Source organism: Aeromonas sp. 61P (assembly GCF_051919545.1).
GTDB classification, from domain to species: domain Bacteria; phylum Pseudomonadota; class Gammaproteobacteria; order Enterobacterales; family Aeromonadaceae; genus Aeromonas; species Aeromonas veronii.
On record NZ_JBQBEL010000001.1, the window covers coordinates 800,989 to 814,323 of the forward strand.

Sequence of the window (13,335 nt, forward strand, 5' to 3'; positions counted from 1 at the left end):
TTATGGAGTGCGGAGCGCATTGCCATCAGTGGCCCACGGGTCGATTATCATCACTATCGGGCCAACAGGTTGATGTTCTACAGGTCGGTGCGGTCATTTAAAAAATTTGAAAAAATCCCCTTGAAAGGAAAAAGTGAGCCCCTATATAGGTAACAAGGCCGGAACGCTCGACAGAGGTTTCGACCAGGCGCCCGTCCATAAGGAGGGCAAACAATCCGTTATCGCTCATAAGAGGGTAATACTATGCGTTCTATCGACTTTTCTCCGCTCTATCGTTCTGCCATCGGTTTCGATCGTCTGGCCAATCTCATCGAATCTGCGGCCAGCAATGGCAATGCCGGCTATCCCCCCTACAACATCGAGCAACTGGGTGACAACGACTACCGCATCAGCATGGCGGTGGCGGGCTTTACCCAGGAAGAGCTGGAGCTGAGCTTCCAGGAAAATCTGTTGACGGTGAAGGGCAACAAGCAGGCCGACACCGGGCGCAACTATCTCTATCAGGGGATCGCCGAACGTGGTTTCGAGCGCCGCTTCCAGCTGGCCGACTATGTGCGGGTGAAAGGGGCCGACCTGAAAAACGGCTTGCTGCACATCGAGCTGGTGCGTGAAGTGCCCGAGGCGATGAAGCCGCGCAAGATCGAGATCAACGGCTGATAGCCTGAATTCACTGAAATTTTAAAATTTCCCGGGTGCCGATAACGGGCCTGTGGAGAGTTGAACCTGTTGCTTATTAGAAGGATAGGATTATGCGTAACCTCGATTTCTCTCATCTCTATTCCAACGCCGTCGGCTTCGAGCGGATGGCCCGTGAGCTGGAAGGTCTGTTCGAGCAGAAGACCGCCGCTTACCCCCCGTACAACATTGAAAAGCGCGATCAGGATGGCTATCGCATCACGGTCGCCGTGGCTGGCTTCGAGCGCGAAGAGCTGGAGCTGGAGACCGAAAACGGCACCCTCAAGGTGAAGGGGCGCAAAGGGGCTGCGGCCGGTGAGCGTCAGTTCCTCCATCAGGGAATTGCCGAGCGTGACTTCGAGCTCGCCTTCAAGCTGAGCCAGCACGTGGAAGTGCAGGGCGCCAAGCTGGAGCATGGTCTGTTGACCATCGATCTGGCTCGCGAGTTGCCCGAGGCGCTCAAGCCCCGAGCCATCCCCATCGGTAAACCCGAGCAGCTGGCGTTGCCCGGCTAAGCAAACCGGATCGCGATAAACAACAAAGGCCTGCATCTGCAGGCCTTTCTGTTTTTGTATCGCTGGATTGGATTAACCAGCGTAGAGGGCGTTTATCTCGTCGGCCAGAATGGCGATGCCGCGGCGCACCAGCTCCTCGCTCTGGGAGTAGTTGAGGCGGATGCACTCCTGGCTGTGGCGCCACTCGGGGTCATCAATGCCGGGGAAGAAGTAGTGACCCGGCACGATCAGCAGGTTCTTCGCCTTCAGTCGCTCATAGAGCTCCTGACAGTGGATCGGCAAGCCTTCAAACCAGAGCCAGAGGAAGAGGGCGCCTTCCGGTTTATGAATGTGGAAGCGCGGGTCAGGGATCGCTTCGCGCAGCAGTTGCACCGCCAGCTCCGCCTTCTGCTGATAGAAGGGCTTCACCACCTGTTTGCTGAGGGTGATGATCTCGCCGCTCTCGATCATCGGAATGGTGATGGCGGGGCCCAGACTACCCGGCGCTAAATTGATGATGCCGCTCAGGTTGGTGATGGCCTGAATGATCTTCTCGTCGGCGATGACGATGCCGCAGCGGGTGCCCGGCAAGCCGAGCTTGGAGAGGCTCATGCAGAGGATGGTGTTGGCGTTCCAGAATGGCTTGGCTTCGCTGAAGATGATGCCCGGGAAGGGGACGCCGTAGGCGTTGTCGATCAGCAGCGGGATTCCCTTGTCGCGGGCGATCTGATCGAGATGTTCGATCTCTTCGTCGGTCAGCACATTGCCGGTCGGGTTGGTCGGGCGGGAGACGCAGATCACTCCGATATCGTCACCTACCTGCAGACTCTCGAAATCCACGTGGTATTTGAACTGGCCATCGGGCAGCTTCTCGATGGTGGGCTTGTAGGCCACGAAGTAGTCGTCCGCCAGCGCCGAGTCGGCATAGCCGATGTATTCGGGGGCGAGCGGGAACAGCACCTTCTTCTTGCGGCCATCGGCAAATTCGCCGGCCAGCAGGTTGAACAGGTAGAAGAAGGCATTCTGGCTGCCGTTGGTCAGGGCGATATTGCGGGCCGAGATATCCCATCCCAGCTCCTTGCTTAGCAGGGCGGCCAGCGCCCTGGTGAACCTGTCTTTGCCCTGTGGGCCGTCGTAGTTGGCCATCGCTTTGACCAGCTCGCCGTTGTCGAGCAGGCTCTTGGCCTCGGCCTGAAAGCGTTCCAGCATGGCGGGGATGGGGGCTGGATTGCCGCCACCCAGCATGATGGCGTCCGGATTGGTCAGCCCCTGATTGAGGTCATCCATGAGTTGGGTAATGCCAGCGTGGCGAGTGAACTTCTCGCCGAACAAGGAAAATTCCATTCAGTGACAGATCCAGATTTGAGTTACGGGGATGTAGCACCATAGCTCAGTTTAAAAGCGGGTGTCGATCAAAAAGATGGGACGTTCCACGTGGAACATGGTGCAAAAATCAAGCGTGGTTAAAAGCACCAACTGTTGGTTTAAAAATGACCGAGTGGGATGCATTTTGCGACTCAATTTGGTATCGAGATATAGTTAACTTAAACAAAATCATCATGTTATGAATTGCGTGAGGATTGGCACAACTATTGGAATAGTTATCTGGTCATCTCAACCATACCGGAGCAAACCAGATGAAAAGCCTGATCGCTACCCTGATTGTGAGTGCCCTGAGCCTGAACGTGATGGCCAACGAAAACCCGCGGCCCGAGCTGGAGAGTGCCCAGCTGGAGCAAGATGTGCAGAGCGAGTTGCAACAGGCATCTCATGCCGTGGTGCAGGATGCGCTGCACAATCTCAAACCGCTAGTGCTGGATACCCTGGTGGTGGAGGCGAGTCAGGCTGTGGCGACTCACCCCGAGAGTTGAGGTAGCGCAGGGGGGTCTGTCCCGTATGTTGTTTGAAGAAGCTGATAAAGGCGCTGTCGCTGGAGAACTCCAGCGCAGCGGCAATCCGGCTGATGGACTCGCTTTCGGCCAGCAGCTCCATGGCGCGCAACAGCCGCCACTGCTGACGCCACGCCTGATAGCTCATGCCGGTCTCCCGCATGAAGATGCGGCCAATGGTCTTGTCACTGGCACCCACCCGCTCGGCCAGCCGGTTGAGCCGATCGGGCAGGGCATCCCCCCGTTTCAACTGCTGTAGCCAGTCGCCCAGTCTGGGATCCGTCGGCAGCGGCAACTGCCACGACTCCCGCGGTGCCTGCTCCAACTCCTCCATAAACAGTGCCACCGTCCGTTGCTGCTGCTTTTGCGGTTTGTCCCACGGCCAGAGCGCCATCCGTTCGATCAGTTCGTGCAGCAGCGGATTGACCGCCAGCACCTCCACCGTGCCGGGCAACTCGGGGTGCGGCTGGAAGTAGAGAGAGCGGTAGGCCACCACGCCACGCATCAAGATCCTGTGGGCGGTGCCCGCTGGCAGCCAGGCCACGCGGGTGGGTGGCAGCAGGCAGACCCGACCTTCCAGCTCCATGGTCATGCAGCCGGATTGAGCGAACAGCAGCTGATGGCGCTGATGCTGATGCAGTCCTGAGTCGTGCCAGCCGAGGGCGGAGGCGATGCCGATCACGCTGCCCATCAGCTGGTCGGGGTCAAAAGGGTGATCGGGAAGAATAAAGGCCATATGTCCGATTTTTGATGTTTATAGTCCTGCTTATTGTAATCAGACAGTCGGCATCTCTCTAGAATGGCGACCTCTTGTGAAGGAGGTTTGTCATGAACAACAAGTTGCCACCGCTCTGGCTGGTGGTGGGATTGATGATGTTTCCCCAGATTGTGGAGACCATCTACAGCCCGGTACTGACCCACATCGCCAGCCAGTTTCGGGTGAGCGAGGGGCAGGCATCCCAGACCCTGTCGGTCTATTTTCTGGCGTTTGCGGTGGGCGTGGTCTGCTGGGGACGGCTCTGCGATCTGATTGGGCGGCGTCCCGCCATGCTGGCGGGTCTGCTCACCTATGGTGTCGGCACCTTGCTGGCGCTGCTGGCCAACCAGTTTGAAACCCTGCTGCTGGCCCGGGTCATCGCGGCCTTTGGCGCCGCCGTGGGCTCCGTGGTGACCCAGACCATGCTGCGCGATAGCTATCAGGGCAGCGATCTGGCACGGGTCTTCTCGGTGATGGGCATAGCGCTCTCCTTGAGCCCGGTGCTGGGGCTGCTCAGTGGCGGCCAGCTGGCGAGCGGGTTCGGCTATCTCGGGGTGTTCAGCGGTTTGCTGATACTGGCGGTAGGCTTGCTGCTGGTGACCTGCTGGCAACTGCCGGAAACCCGTCCGGCCACCACCCGGCAAGTCGCACTCTGGCCGCTGGCGTGTCGGATGATGAAGGATGGCGGACTCTGGCGCAGTGCCATGCTGGTCGCCCTGTTCAACACTATGCTGTTTGGCTACTACAGTCTGGCCCCGTTCCTGTTTGCCGGATTGGGATTGAGCACCGGCGAGTTTGGCTATTCGGGGATCTTGCTGGCGCAGGCGACTCTGCTCGGCAGCCTGCTCAACAAGCATCTCTTGGGGAGGGGGTGGCTGCCGTCATCTCTGGTCAGACTGGCTTGCGCTCTGGCGCTGGTTACCGGGCTGCTGGTATGGGCGACTCAGGCCAGCCTCTGGTTCCTGTTGCCCATGATGGGTGTCGTCGTCGCTTTCGGGCTGGCTATTCCCAATGTGCTGAGTCAGGCGCTGTTGGCCTATCGCGAAGTGGCAGGCAGTGCTGGCGCCCTGTTCGGGCTTGGCTACTACCTGCTGCTCAGTCTGGGGTTGGCGGTGGCGGCCGGATTGCAGGATCTCGGCCTGTTGCTGAGTGGCTGCGGTCTGCTGGCGCTGATTTGCAGCGGGCGTCGTTCCACGTGAAACGTCAGTTGCCGATAAAGCGGTAGCCAATACCGGATTCGGTCTCGATAAGCGTCGGTTGCTGGGGGTTATCCCCCAGCTTTTTGCGCAGACTGGCGATGACGATGCGCAGGTAGTGGGTGTCCTCCTTGTGGCTCGGCCCCCAGATGTCGTTGAGAAGCTGGGTCTGCATCACCAGCTTGCCGGGGTGGCACACCAGCGCCTGCAGCAGAGCGAACTCCTTGCGGGAGAGGGGGATCTCCTCCTCTCTCATGGTCACCTTGTGACTGCTGATATCCAGCGTCAGCCCGCATTGGGGGAAGTGACGCCGCTCGCCGCTGCTGACGCCAGCCCGCTGGCGCAAGAGCACGCGAATGCGGGCCATCATCTCGCCGATGCCGAACGGCTTGCTCATGTAGTCGTTGGCCCCGGCATCCAGCAGCCGCACCTTCTCCTGCTCGGAATCGCGTGCCGACAGCACCAGCACCGGATTGGGGTGATGCTCGCGAATGGCCTGCAACACCTGAATGCCATCGCCATCCGGCAGACCGAGATCGAGGATCACCAGATCGGGGTTGAGGTGGCGATACTGCTCCAGCCCTTCATTGACCCCCACCGCCTCACTCACCTGATGCCCTTCGGCAATCAGGCTGATCCGCAGAAAGCGACGGATCGCCGCTTCATCATCTATGACCAGAATGTGCGCCATCGAACCTCCAGAGGCGAATGGTGGGAGGGGCTGAGTGACCCGATCTGGCGGTCAACCATCAGACCTCCGGTGAATTGAGGGCGAGCGGCAGGGAGATGCGCATGCAGGTGCCGTTGCCATTGGGGCCGGAGAAGGCCCAAATCTTGCCGCCGTGGGCCTCTATCATAGCGCGGGAAATGGCGAGGCCAAGCCCGGTGCCGCGGCTGCCGCAATCGCCAACCGGCTGGGTGTAGAAGAGGTTGAAGATCTTCTCCCGATCCGATTCGGCGATACCGACCCCGATATCGATGATGTCGATGATGAGGTCGGGCTCGGCCACCATCACCTTGAACTCTATGGGGGTGCCTGCCGGCGAGTAGCGGGAGGCGTTGTCGAGGATGTTGACCAGCACCTGCTCGATCAGGGCGCCATGGACATAGAGCTGGGGCACATGCTGATCGAAATGGACCAGCAGCTTGTGCTGGCGCCAAGAGGAGTCGAGCCGCTTGCGGGCGCTCTCCACCAGATCCGCCAGATCGACCCAGTCCCGTTTCAGCTGGAAGTCGGGGGAGCCGATGCGGGTCATATCCAGCAGATTCTGCACATAGCTGTGGAGGCGGCGTGCCTCCTCCTGTACCGAGTGGAGCAGTTCGTCACGGTCTTCGGCGGGAATCCGGTCACCATATTCCAGCAGGGTGCTGCCAGCCCCCATGATGGTCGCCAAGGGGGTCTTCAAATCGTGGGAGACCGAGGAGAGCAAGGCTGCGCGCATCCGGTCGGTCTCAGCCTGCAACTGGCTGTCGGCCAGCCGCTCGTTGAGGTCGATCCGCGCCAGTGCGGCGCGAATGTCGGTGAGCAGCGCCTGCAGCTGATGCTCGGCAGAGGAGGAGAGCGGATTGGCCAGCGTTATGCCGATCACCAGATCATCGCTGAGGTGGTGATACTGGGCCTCGGCGGCATTGAGGGTCGCAGTGTGGGCCCCGGCGCTCTGTTTCTGGGCCAGACACCAGTCGATGGCCGCCTTGTCGGTCTGGCCGGGCCTGTGCTTCTCGTTGCCGAGCCGATCGTTGAACTCCTTGTCGATCACCACGGTCGGCTGGCCGAGCGCCAGCGAAATGGCCTGGGCACCTTGTCTGAGCACCTCCTCCGGGCTGCTGGCGGTGGCCAGCCCCTGACTGAGGGAGAGCAGAGCATTGCCCAGCTGCTGGGTCTCGCGCAGGCCGATCAGCTGTTGCCGCTGGCGGGAGGCGAGCCGTCCCGCCGTCATGCCGACGATAAGCAGCACAAACAGGGTGAGCAGGTCGCTGTGGTTGGCGACACTCAGGGAGAAGTAGGGGGCGGTGAAGAGCAGATTGTGGGCGATAAAGCCCAGCACAGCCGCCAGCGTGGCGGGTACCAGACTGGTGGTGAGGGCCGTCGCCAGCACCCCCAGCACGAAGATGAGCGGTAACGCTGCGGGGGGCAGCCAGTAGGAGAGCCCCCAGGCGGCGGCCGAGGTGATCCCCATGATGGTCACCGCCAGCAGGCTGTGGTGAATATCCTTCGGGGTCGGGATGCGCATTCCCACTTCGGGCTTCTGCTTCTCGGTATCGACCAACGTGATTTCGAGCCCCTGCGCCTGCTTGAGCAGGTGTTGCACCAGCGAGCGACGCCACGGTGCCTTGTGGGGTTTGCCGAGCAGCAGCTGGGAGACCTGCTGCTGTTCGGCGGTCTCCAGCAGGGTGTTGGCGACCGCCGGGCTGGATAGCGTCAGCACCTTGGCGCCGAGGTGGGAGGCGAGCGCCAGCGCCTGCTCCACATCGGCAGAGCGGCGGCCATTGCTGTCGACATGCACCACCAGCCACGGGAGCTGACGGCGCTGGGCAAAGCGGTGGCCGTAGCGCACCAGCGCCGAGCCGTGCAGGTCACCGAGGCAAACCATCAGCTTGCCCCGCAGCGGCAAGGTGCTCTTGCCTGCTGCCTGCCATTGCAGTTGCAGATCGCCCTCCACATGGCTGGCGGCAGTCTGCATCGCCAGCTCCCGCAATGCGGTGAGATTGTTGAGGGAGAAGAAGGATTGCAGCGCCGCCTTGGCCTGATGGGGCACATAGACCTTGCCCTCCTTGAGTCGGCCGAGCAGCTCCTTGGGGGGCAGGTCGATCAGCACCAGACTGTCGGCTTCCAGCAGCACCTGATCGGGCAGAGTCTCTTTCACCCTGACCCCGGTCAGCTGCCACACCAGATCGTTGAGGCTCTCCAGATGCTGCACGTTGAGGGTGCTGTAGACGTCGATCCCGGCGTTGAGCAGCTCCTCCACATCCTGCCAGCGCTTCTCGTGGCGGCTGCCGGGGGCGTTGCTGTGGGCCAGCTCGTCCACCACGGCGATGGCCGGTTTGCGGGCGAGCAGGCCGTCGAGATCCATCTCTTCCAGTCGCTGCTGGCGGTGCATGTGGATCTTGCGCGGCATGATGGCGAGCTTGTCGAGCAGAGCCAGTGTTTCCTGACGGCCATGGGTCTCCACCACGCCGATCAGGATGTCGACCCCCTCTTTGGCCTGTTCCCGCACCGCCTGCAGCATGGCGTAGGTCTTGCCGACGCCGGGAGCGGCCCCGAGAAACACCTTCAGCTTGCCCTTGTGCTCCTGTTCGAGGCTCGCCAGCAGGGCGTCGGCCCTTACCTCATCACGCATCCCCATGCTCCTGCATCAGACTCGTCAGCAGGGCATCAGCGCTTGCTACATCAGCCATTGTTATCCCTATCGAGCCAACTGCCCGTTTCGAAAATCGAGGTCATCACCAAACCGGAATGGGCGCCATCAGGCGCCCTTTTTATGATCCAGTTGCAGATTCAGCTGGAGAATGTTGACCACCTGCGGGCCAAGGATACCAGCTTGTGTGGCCGACTTGACCTGCTCTGTCAGTTGGGCGGGATCCAGTCCACGTTCTTTGGCGACGCGGTCGACCTGAGCCAGCACCGCATCCAGCGGCAGGTGGGGATCGAGGCCGGAGGCGGAGCGGGTCAGCATGGCGGGGGAGCTGGTTCCAGGCTGAGCCTTGGCTGCCTGTTCGGCAAACTCTGCCCGCAGCGGTGAGCTCATCCCCAGATTGCTGGCGCTGCCGCCTATGGTGTTGAAATCGCTGGCTGAGGGGCGGGGATGGAAGTAGTCAGCTCGCTCGAATTTCTGCCCCAGCAGGGCGCTACCGATCAGTTGCTGTTTGCTGTCGGTGAGCTGGCTGCCGTTGGCCTGCCAGGGGAACAGCAGTTGGGCCAGTCCGGTGACCGCCAGCGGATAACCCACTCCCAGCAGCAGGGTCAGGGTCAACAGGGTTCTGATTGCTATCATGATTCTCTTGCTCCAAATGGATGGCTGGGGATGCGGGTCTGCCCCGCATCCCGGTTATGTCGTTACACCAGACCCAGGCCGGTAATGACCAGATCGATCAGCTTGATGCCGATAAACGGCACCAGCAGACCACCGACCCCGTAGATCAACAGGTTGCGGCGCAGCAGGCTGGCGGCCGACCCTTTCAGGTCGACACCGCGCAGTGCCAGCGGCACCAGCGCCACAATGATCAGGGCGTTGAAGATGATGGCCGACAGGATGGCGCTCTGCGGGCTGCCCAGTTGCATCAGGTTCAACGCGCCCAGTTGCGGGTAGGCGGCAATGAACAGGGCCGGCAGGATGGCAAAGTACTTGGCCACGTCGTTGGCGATGGAGAAGGTGGTCAGGGCGCCACGGGTCACCAGCAGCTGTTTGCCGACCAGCACCACGTCCAGCAGCTTGGTGGGGTTGGAGTCGAGATCCACCAGATTGCCCGCCTCCTTGGCGGCCTGGGTACCCTCGTTCATGGCCAGACCCACATCAGCCTGTGCCAGTGCCGGTGCATCGTTGGCACCGTCGCCGCACATGGCAACCAGACGACCATCAGCCTGCTCCTGCCGGATATAGGCGAGCTTCTTCTCCGGCGTCGCTTCGGCGATGAAGTCATCCACCCCGGCTTCAGCGGCGATGGCGGCGGCCGTTTTCGGGTTGTCGCCGGTGATCATTACGGTGCGAATTCCCATGTGGCGCAGGATCTGGAAGCGAGCCTTGATACCGGGTTTGATGATGTCCTTGAGGTAGACCACCCCCAGCAGTTTCTCCTGAGTGCAGACCAGCAGCGGAGTCCCACCCTGACGGGCGATGCTGTCGACTGACTTGAGCACCAGCTCAGGCACCGCCTTGCGGTCGAGGCTGAGGTAGTTCAACACGGCATCCACCGCACCCTTGCGATATTGATGACCGTTGCGATCCAGTCCGCTCAGGCGAGTCTCGGCGCTGAAAGGGATCACCTTGTCGCTCTCCAGCTGGCTCGGCTTGGCCATGCTCTTGCTGGCCAGAGTCAGGATGGATTTGCCCTCCGGGGTGTTGTCACCCAGCGAGGCCAGCATGGCGGCTTGTGCCAGCAGGGCAGGGTCGACGCCGGGGGCCGGGATCAGCTCATCCGCCATCCGGTTACCGAAGGTGATGGTGCCGGTCTTGTCCAGCAGCAGGGTGCGCACGTCACCGGCCGCTTCCACGGCACGGCCAGACTTGGCGATGACGTTCAGCTTCACCAGTCGATCCATACCGGCAATGCCGATGGCGGAGAGCAGGCCGCCGATGGTGGTCGGGATCAGGGTGATAAAGAGAGCGATCAGGTAGAGACGCGGGACCTGGGTGCCGTTGTAGTCGAGGAACCAGGGCAGGGTGGCGACTACCAACAGGAAGATCAGGGTCAGGCCCACCAGCAGGGCGTCGAGCGCCATCTCGTTGGGAGTCTTCTGGCGCTTGGCCCCTTCCACCAGTGCAATCATCCGATCCAGCGTGCTCTCGCCCGGATTGTTGCTGACGCGCACCCAGATCTCGTCGGAGACGACCGTCGTGTTGCCGGTTACGCCGCTGCGGTCGGTACCTGACTCGCGGATGACGGGGGCGGATTCACCGGTGATGGCCGCCTCGTTGACCGAGGCGATGCCGGCGATCACTTCACCGTCGGCCGGGATCATCTCGCCGCTGCGTACCAGCACCAGATCCCCCTTCATCAGGCTGGTGGCGGGTACCCATTCGCCCTGACCATCTTTTGCGTTAGCCACCCGACGGGCCTTGAGCTGGCTCATGCCCGCCTTGAGGCTGTCGGCCCGCGCCTTGCCGCGACCTTCGGCCAGCGTCTCGGCGAAGTTGGCAAACCAGAGGGTGAGCCAGAGCCAGGCAGTCAGCTGCCAGGCCAGCGAGGGGGCAACCCCCGAGAAGGGCTGCCCCAGCAGTGACTCCACCGTCGCCATGACTGCGGCCAGCCAGAGGGTGAACAGGATGGGACTGCCAAACAGCGCCTTGGGATTGAAGCGATAAAGGGCCTCAACCATTGCCTGGATGATCTGTGATTTCTGTTTGTTGCCCTTCACCAACATGGTGTCGGTGCTCATTGCAGTGGACTTGCTCATTGGAAAGCTCCCAGCATCAGATAGTTGGCCATTGGCATCCGGATGGTGATCGACAGGGTCAGGTTCATCAGAATGCACCTCCGATCAGACTCAGATGTTCAGCCACCGGGCCCAGTGCCAGCACCGGCAGGAAGGAGAGGCCACCTATCAGTAGGACGGTGATAATCAGCAGGGCAACGAACAGCGGGCCGCTGATGGGGAAGTCCCCTTCGCTCTTCTCCTGACGGGGCGCACGGGCCAGCTGACCGGCGATGGCCAGTACCGGAATGATGTAGCCGAAGCGACCGAGCAGCATGGCCAGACCGATGGCGATGCACTGCCAGTTGTCACCGGCGGCAAAACCGGCGAAGGCGGAGCCGTTGTTGCCGGCAGCCGAGGCGTAGGCATAGATGAGGCGTGACAGACCGTGCGGGCCATCATGGCCGATGATGGTGCTGGCATCCGGCATCAGTAGGGTGACACCACCGATCACCAAAACACCCACCGGCATGACCAGCATGCTGGCGACGACCCACTTCATTTCGGTGATGCCGAGGCGTTTGCCCAGATAGGTCGGGGTACGTCCCACCATCAGGCCGCACAGGAACACGGTCAGCAACACGAACAGCATCATGCCGTAGATACCGGAGCCGACCCCGCCGAAGATGACCTCACCCAGCAGCATGTTGATCATGCCCACCATGCCGCCGAGCGGAGTAAAGCTGTCGTGCATGGCGTTAACGGCACCGTTGGAGGCGGCAGTGGTCGCCACTTCCCAGATGCTGGAGAGCACAGGGCCGAAGCGGCTCTCCTTGCCTTCCCAGTTGCCAGTCATGTTGCTGGCGTCAGTGGTGAGCTGGGCGAGGGCGTGATCCGGTTTCAGCTCCTGGGAGAGGGAGACGAAGAGCCCCAGCACCAGCATGAGGGTCATGGCGCCGAGAATGGCGCGGCTGTGGGCCATGTCTTTCACATAGCGGCCCAGAGTAAAGACCATGGCGGCAGCGATGGTGAGCAGGGCGACCATCTCCAGCCAGTTGGAGAGGGCGGTCGGGTTCTCGAACGGATGTGCCGAGTTGATGCCGAAGAAGCCGCCGCCGTTGGAGCCAAGCTGCTTGATGGCGATCTGCGAGGCCGCCGGGCCGAGGGGCAGCAGTTGCTCCTGACCCTCCACACCGTGGAACGGCAGATAGGCGGAGAGGCTTTGCGGCACCCCTTGCCACACCAGCACCAGCGCCATGATCAGCGCGATGGGCAGCAGCACATAGAGGCAGAAACGGACCAGATCCTGCCAGAAGTTGCCAAGGTTGATGGTCTGCTGGCGGGCGATGCCGCGGAACAGAGCAATGGCGACGGCGGCGCCCGTCCCTGCGGAGACGAAGTTCTGGGTGGTCAGGCCCACCATCTGGCTGAAGTAGGAGAGGCTGGCCTCACCGGAATAGGCTTGCCAGTTGGTGTTGGTCATAAAGCTGACCGCGGTGTTGAATGCCAGTTGCCAGCTCAGACCCGGCAGTTGTTGCGGGTTGAGGGGCAGCAACCCCTGCGCCATCAGGATCAGGAACAGCAGACCGAAACCGGCGCCGTTGAAGGCCAGCAGGCTGAGGGCGTAGGACTTCCAGTCCTGCTCCCGCCCATCGGTGCCACAGCAAGCCAGTGTGGCGCGCTCGACCGGTGCCAACCAGCGGATTTTGCCTTCAAATACCCGGTAGATGTAGTTGCCCAGCAGCGGTGCAGGCAGCAGAACCAGCAGCACGAAGGCCACCGGATAGATTATTTCTTGCCACATGTTCTAGTTCCTCACTCGTGGTCACGGTGCGTCAGGGCACGCATTGGATTGCTCACGAGGCTCGGCAGTTTGCTGGCCACCGGGTAGATAATTTCTTGCTGCATATAGGTAGTCCCTCACTCGTGACTGCGCGTGAGTGCGCGCATCAGATAGGCCATCAAGGCGAGGACGAGCAGCAGATATAGCCAATTCATATCGACTCCATTGAGATAATTAGCTGCGAGAGTCGATGTAAGACCATATCGACTCTGTTGGTGTCATTGACGCTGAAAAGGGTATGTAAAACAGGCGTAAAGGCGCCATAAAGCGCCATGTGGCAGGCGTAAAATCGGCGTAAAGAACGACGGATTTGCGAGAGAAATAGCGAGGAGTGATCAAAAAACCCGGCCTGAGCCGGGTTTGAACGCTAGTGGATGAAGATGACCTGATAGTGGCAGGTCAGCCTGCAAC

11 protein-coding genes are annotated in these 13,335 nt (G+C 61.1%); 4 read left to right on the forward strand and 7 right to left on the reverse strand.

The window, feature by feature from the left end; genetic code table 11:
* The first annotated feature begins 243 nt into the window (after window positions 1-243).
* Window positions 244-657, forward strand: coding sequence for an Hsp20 family protein (locus ACTG2O_RS03890; RefSeq protein WP_005339298.1), 414 nt, complete (start codon window positions 244-246; stop codon window positions 655-657).
* A 92-nt stretch (window positions 658-749) separates the two neighbouring features.
* On the forward strand, window positions 750-1,190 hold the full coding sequence (locus ACTG2O_RS03895; protein ID WP_005339297.1) for an Hsp20 family protein: 441 nt from the start codon (window positions 750-752) through the stop codon (window positions 1,188-1,190).
* Window positions 1,191-1,262: 72 nt separating this feature from the next.
* Here ACTG2O_RS03895 and ACTG2O_RS03900 read toward each other — a convergent pair whose 3' ends face one another.
* Complete coding sequence (locus tag ACTG2O_RS03900) at window positions 1,263-2,513, reverse strand: valine--pyruvate transaminase (protein ID WP_439975360.1); 1,251 nt, start codon at window positions 2,511-2,513, stop codon at window positions 1,263-1,265.
* A 293-nt stretch (window positions 2,514-2,806) separates the two neighbouring features.
* Between ACTG2O_RS03900 and ACTG2O_RS03905 the strand changes: the two genes are divergently transcribed.
* The gene (locus tag ACTG2O_RS03905; protein ID WP_429037335.1) at window positions 2,807-3,040 is read left to right on the forward strand and encodes a hypothetical protein; all 234 of its coding nucleotides are present in this window, start codon (window positions 2,807-2,809) and stop codon (window positions 3,038-3,040) included.
* Here the strand turns inward: ACTG2O_RS03905 and ACTG2O_RS03910 are convergent.
* On the reverse strand, window positions 2,970-3,794 hold the full coding sequence (locus ACTG2O_RS03910; protein ID WP_439975361.1) for an AraC family transcriptional regulator: 825 nt from the start codon (window positions 3,792-3,794) through the stop codon (window positions 2,970-2,972). The two genes, ACTG2O_RS03905 and ACTG2O_RS03910, sit on opposite strands and share 71 nt — an antisense overlap.
* A gap of 92 nt (window positions 3,795-3,886) precedes the next feature.
* Here ACTG2O_RS03910 and ACTG2O_RS03915 point away from each other — a divergent pair, with 92 nt between their 5' ends.
* Window positions 3,887-5,014 carry a multidrug effflux MFS transporter gene (locus tag ACTG2O_RS03915; protein ID WP_439975362.1) on the forward strand — a complete coding sequence of 376 codons (1,128 nt, stop codon included), beginning with the start codon at window positions 3,887-3,889 and terminating at the stop codon, window positions 5,012-5,014.
* A gap of 4 nt (window positions 5,015-5,018) precedes the next feature.
* Here the strand turns inward: ACTG2O_RS03915 and ACTG2O_RS03920 are convergent, their stop codons facing one another.
* The 5 genes from ACTG2O_RS03920 to kdpA form a co-directional block, all read right to left on the reverse strand.
* On the reverse strand, window positions 5,019-5,702 hold the full coding sequence (locus tag ACTG2O_RS03920; protein WP_021230453.1) for a response regulator: 684 nt from the start codon (window positions 5,700-5,702) through the stop codon (window positions 5,019-5,021).
* Between the two features lie 58 nt (window positions 5,703-5,760).
* Window positions 5,761-8,349 carry an ATP-binding protein gene (locus tag ACTG2O_RS03925; protein ID WP_421313167.1) on the reverse strand — a complete coding sequence of 863 codons (2,589 nt, stop codon included), beginning with the start codon at window positions 8,347-8,349 and terminating at the stop codon, window positions 5,761-5,763.
* Window positions 8,350-8,475: 126 nt separating this feature from the next.
* Window positions 8,476-9,003: a potassium-transporting ATPase subunit C gene (locus ACTG2O_RS03930; protein WP_005355772.1), complete on the reverse strand. Its 528-nt coding sequence runs from the start codon at window positions 9,001-9,003 to the stop codon at window positions 8,476-8,478.
* A 62-nt stretch (window positions 9,004-9,065) separates the two neighbouring features.
* The gene (kdpB, locus tag ACTG2O_RS03935; protein ID WP_439975363.1) at window positions 9,066-11,123 is read right to left on the reverse strand and encodes a potassium-transporting ATPase subunit KdpB; all 2,058 of its coding nucleotides are present in this window, start codon (window positions 11,121-11,123) and stop codon (window positions 9,066-9,068) included.
* A 67-nt stretch (window positions 11,124-11,190) separates the two neighbouring features.
* Entirely contained in the window at window positions 11,191-12,885 is a 1,695-nt protein-coding gene (gene kdpA, locus ACTG2O_RS03940) for a potassium-transporting ATPase subunit KdpA (RefSeq protein ID WP_439975364.1), read from the reverse strand.
* Window positions 12,886-13,335 lie beyond the last annotated feature (450 nt).